The sequence below is a fragment of the Pseudarthrobacter sp. NKDBFgelt genome (genome assembly GCF_046097905.1).
Taxonomy (GTDB): Bacteria; Actinomycetota; Actinomycetes; order Actinomycetales; family Micrococcaceae; genus Arthrobacter; species Arthrobacter polychromogenes.
This window is the reverse complement of the sequence record NZ_JBJURL010000138.1, coordinates 1-3,983: the sequence shown is the minus strand read 5'-3', so window position 1 is coordinate 3,983 and position 3,983 is coordinate 1. Positions and strand designations below refer to the sequence as shown.

The 3,983-nt window shown below is 68.0% G+C and carries 3 protein-coding genes and 2 pseudogenes; all 5 read right to left on the bottom strand.

Annotated features, from left to right (window positions below; all coding sequences use genetic code 11):
- Positions 1-192 (bottom strand): annotated as a pseudogene (locus ACKAE7_RS20510) (adenylosuccinate lyase family protein); the annotation flags it as partial.
- Positions 189-767 carry a protocatechuate 3,4-dioxygenase subunit alpha gene (gene pcaG, locus ACKAE7_RS20505; RefSeq protein WP_191035077.1) on the bottom strand — a complete coding sequence of 193 codons (579 nt, stop codon included), beginning with the start codon at positions 765-767 and terminating at the stop codon, positions 189-191. The gene pcaG and the pseudogene ACKAE7_RS20510, both read right to left, overlap by 4 nt.
- A gap of 4 nt (positions 768-771) precedes the next feature.
- A complete protein-coding gene (gene pcaH / locus ACKAE7_RS20500; RefSeq protein ID WP_190613017.1) occupies positions 772-1,644 on the bottom strand; it encodes a protocatechuate 3,4-dioxygenase subunit beta in 873 nt (290 codons plus the stop codon).
- A 72-nt stretch (positions 1,645-1,716) separates the two neighbouring features.
- On the bottom strand, positions 1,717-3,600 hold the full coding sequence (locus ACKAE7_RS20495; RefSeq protein ID WP_408980160.1) for a bifunctional sugar phosphate isomerase/epimerase/4-hydroxyphenylpyruvate dioxygenase family protein: 1,884 nt from the start codon (positions 3,598-3,600) through the stop codon (positions 1,717-1,719).
- Positions 3,600-3,983: pseudogene (locus tag ACKAE7_RS20490) on the bottom strand (shikimate dehydrogenase); the annotation flags it as partial. The gene ACKAE7_RS20495 and the pseudogene ACKAE7_RS20490, both read right to left, overlap by 1 nt.

Sequence of the window (3,983 nt, the reverse complement as noted above, 5' to 3'; positions counted from 1 at the left end):
ACCGGCGGGTGCCAGGCCCGCCTTCTCCAGCACGGCGGCCCAGCCGGATTCGACGGCGAGGATCGCCGCCAGCACAGCCCGGTCACCCGTCAGCGCACCCACCAGGGGCGACGCCGAGACGGGACTGAGCAGGCCGGCGTCGCCCTCTCCCCCGAAGGCGTCCGCATCTCCCAGGCCGGCGGACCCGGTCACTGGAAGTCCAGGAAGACTGTTTCGCCCTCACCCTGGAGGCGGACGTCCCAGGTGAGGCCGCCGTCGGCGTCACGGCGTGCGATCAGCGTCCTGCGGCGTTCGGGATCCAGGGAGCTGAGCAGCGGGTCATTGGCCAGCGCCTCCGTGTCCTCGGGCAGGTAGATGCGGGTGAAGAGCCGGTTGGTGAGCCCGCGGGCGAAGATGGCCACGGAGATAAAGGGGGCCGCCGCCGGTTTTCCTGGGACCGGCTTGGTGGGGCCCGGGTTCACGGTGGTGAAGGTGAAGACTCCGGAGTTGCCCACGGCGCCGCGGCCCCACCCGGTAAAGGTGTAGCCGTCGCGGACCAGGGACCCGGTCTTCTGGACAATGTTGCCGTCGGCGTCGGGCTGCCAGATTTCCAGGATGGCGTCCGGGATGGGCTGGCCGGAGCCGTCGTAGACGGTTCCCTGCAGGCGGATGGAGCCCGGCGAGCCGGGGGCCAGGAGTTCGTTGTCCTTCTCGAACGGCAGGGCGTAGCCGTAGAACGGTCCGACGGTCTGCCCCGGGGTGGGGACAAGTTTGGTCTGGTTGCTCATGTCCCTACTCCTCATCACTTTCTGCGCCAAGCGCCTCGTTTTCGGTCCACGTCCGCTTGGGGCCCGTCAGGACAATGTCCCAGTTGTAGCCCAGGGCCCACTCGGGCTCGGTGAGGCTGTGGTCGTAGGCGGCCACCAGCCGGTCGCGGGCGTCCTGGTCCACGATGGTCTGGTAGATCGGGTCCAGTGGGAACAGCTGGTCGCCCGGGAAATACATCTGGGTGATGATCCGCTGGGTGAACTCGGTTCCGAACAGGGAGAAGTGGATGTGCGCCGGGCGCCAGGCGTTCAGGTGGTTCTTCCACGGGTACGCGCCGGGCTTGATGGTGGTGAACCGGTAGGACCCGTCCGGGCCGGTGATGCAGCGGCCGATGCCCGTGAAGTTCGGGTCGATCGGCGCCGGGTGCTGGTCGCGCTTGTGGATGTACCGGCCGGAGGAGTTGGCCTGCCAGATCTCCACGAGCTGGCCCGCAACGGGGCGGCCGTTCCCGTCCAGGACCCGGCCTGCCACGATGATCCGCTCGCCCTGGGGCTCGCCGTTGTGCTGGATGGTGAGATCGGACTCGAGGGCGTGCACGTCCTGGTGGCCGAAGGCCGGCGAGTACAGCTCGATGGTTTCCGGGTCCGCGTGGTGCAGGCTCTTGGTGGGGTGCCGCAGGATGCTGGAGCGGTAGGGCGGGTAGTCCAGCCGCGGCTGGGTTTCGGCGGGGGAGCCCTCTTTGAGGGCCCGTGCATAGGCTTCGCCCAGGGCGTTGATCTCTGCGCTGAGGTCAGCCTGGGTTTCAATGGCGCGGTCCAGGGGCATGTGTGCGGCCTTCGGCTCGGCGGGCGGCACAGACTCGTCGGTATCAAGCTGGGCGTTGGTTTCTTCCGGCACGGCTGGCTCCTTTCTGGTTTTCGTTGTGATTCGTTGGGCAGTTCGGCGGGGACAGTGGTTCGGCGGGCCGGCTCAGGTCCGGTGCAGGGAGTCGTACTGGACCGCGTGCCGGACTGGGGCGTTGGGCGCCCCGTACCCGTCGTAGCCGCCGCGGCGTTCCACCATTTCAAAGAACACACTGCCCACCGTGGCGGTGTAGAAGTGGAGGAATTCGCCGTCGGCATCGCGGTCATAGAGGAGGTTGAGCTCCTGCAGTGTGGCCAGGAACCCGGGGTCGAGGTCGAACCGGGCGTCCAGGTCCTCGTAGTAGTTCGCGGGGATCTGCAGGAATTCGAGGCCGCGGTCCCGGGCGGCCCGGGCGGAGGCCACGAGGTCCCCCACGGCGAACGCGATGTGCTCCTGGTAGGTCTTGCGGACTTCGCTGCGGGCCTGCTGCACCGGCGCCAGGTTCAGCACCAGCCGGACGGCGGCGTCCGAAGTGGTCATCACCTGGGAGCGCACCAGCCCGCTGGGGCTGGGTACTTCGGCGAAGGGCTGCGGTTCCAGGGCCAGGGCGCTGGTGTAGAACAGGACGGCCTCGTCGAAGTGCTGCCACGGCTGGGCAAGGTTGACATGGTCGATGACCGCAGCGGCACCCGGCCCCCCGGAAGGAGTGCGGTGTTCCAGGCCTTCCCCGAATTCACCGGTCCAGGCTGCCGTGCCGTCAGGGCTGCCCTGGCACAGGAAAATTTCCGTTGAGTCCGGCGCGGAGATGCCCTGGAAGACTTCCTCGTCGGCCTGGACCTTGCGGGCAACCACGGGAGCCTTGAGCTGCTGGGCCCGGGCGGAGGCAATCACGGGTGAATCGACGTCGAACCCCAACGCGGCGATTGACGGTTCGGCGTGCGATGCCGCCTGCTCGTTGATGATCACGCGCGCCTGGCCCATGGTCCACAGCTGCACGTCCTTGGTGCGGTGCCGGCCCTCGAACCCGAAGCCGAGCTGCCCCAGGAGCTTCTCCAGCCGGGCGGTATCGTCAGCTTTGACCTCGGCAAAGTTGAAGCCCGCCGGTTCGCTGACCTTGGGCAGCGTGGCGAGTTCCATGGGATAACGACGCCGGGAGGCAGCACTGCCGCCCCCTGCGGCTTCCGCGCTGCCTGCCAGCCACGCGGCACTCTGTTCCTCCAGCCAAATGAGCGAGCGCATGGCGTCCACGGCTGTGCGGTCCACGTCGGACTGGCGGAAGACGTCGTTGAAGACCTCCAGGGAGACCGGGCCGGAATAGCCCGCCCGGACCACGTGGCCCATGAACTTGGCCAGCTCGAACTGCCCCTCGCCCGGGAACACGCGGTAGTGGCGGCTCCAGGACAGCACATCCATGGTGAGTTGGGGGGCGTCCGCAACCTGGACGAAGAAGATCTTTTCCGGGTTGAGCTTTTCAATCGGCGCGGTGTCCCAGCTGCGGGACAGGATGTGGAAGGAGTCCAGGCAGGTGCCGAAGTTGGGGTGGTCCACCATCTCCACCAGGCGGTAGGCGTGCTCGTAGTCGTTCACGTGCTTGCCCCAGGCCAGGGCCTCGTACGCCACCTTGATGCCGTGGTCGCCGGCAAGTTCGGCCAGCTGCGCCAGCTGGGAGGCACGCAGGCCGTCGTCGTCAATGGTGGCCGTGGCGACGTTCGAGCAGACCAGGATGGTGTCCATGCCCAGGCGGGACATCAGGTTGAACTTCGCCTCCGCCCGCCGTAGGTTCGCCTTCAGCAGGTCCGGGGCCACGCCGTCGAAATCGCGGAACGGTTGGTAGAGGTCCAGCCCCAGGCCAAGGTCTGCGGCCATGGCCCGCACGTCCCCCGGGCTCAGCGGCGAGGTGACCAGGTCCTGTTCAAAGATTTCGATGCCGTCGAATCCTGCGATGGCACAGGCCTGCATCTTCTCCTTCAGGGTGCCGGAGAGGCAGACGGTGGCGATTCCGGTGCGCATCAGGCAGCCACCTCTTCTGCGGCCACGAGCTCCAGGAAGTGCGAGCGCATGCGGTCCGGATCGGGTTCCAGGCCCGTGAAGATGCGGAAGGCGTCTGCGGCCTGGGCCACAGCCATCCGGCCGCCGTCCAGGACCTCGCAGCCCTTGGCGCGGGCGCCCCGGACGAGTTCGGTGTCGATGGGGCGGTACACGATGTCCGCAACCCAGTGGCGTCCTTCCAGAAGCTCCAGGTCCAGCGGAACGCCGGGGTGGGCGGCCATGCCCACGGGGGTGCAGTGCACCAGGCCGTCGGCCAGCGGCATCAGCTGCGGCAGCTCCGCCGTCGTGCGCGCCACAACGGTGCTGTCCGGGAAGAAGCCGGCCAGTTCCGCCGCCCGGGCGGC

Coding starts and splice junctions, on each gene's coding strand:
- pcaG (WP_191035077.1), bottom strand. CDS start 767: ATGAGCAACCAGACCAAACTTGTCCCCACCCCGGGGCAGACCGTCGGA.
- ACKAE7_RS20495 (WP_408980160.1), bottom strand. CDS start 3,600: ATGCGCACCGGAATCGCCACCGTCTGCCTCTCCGGCACCCTGAAGGAG.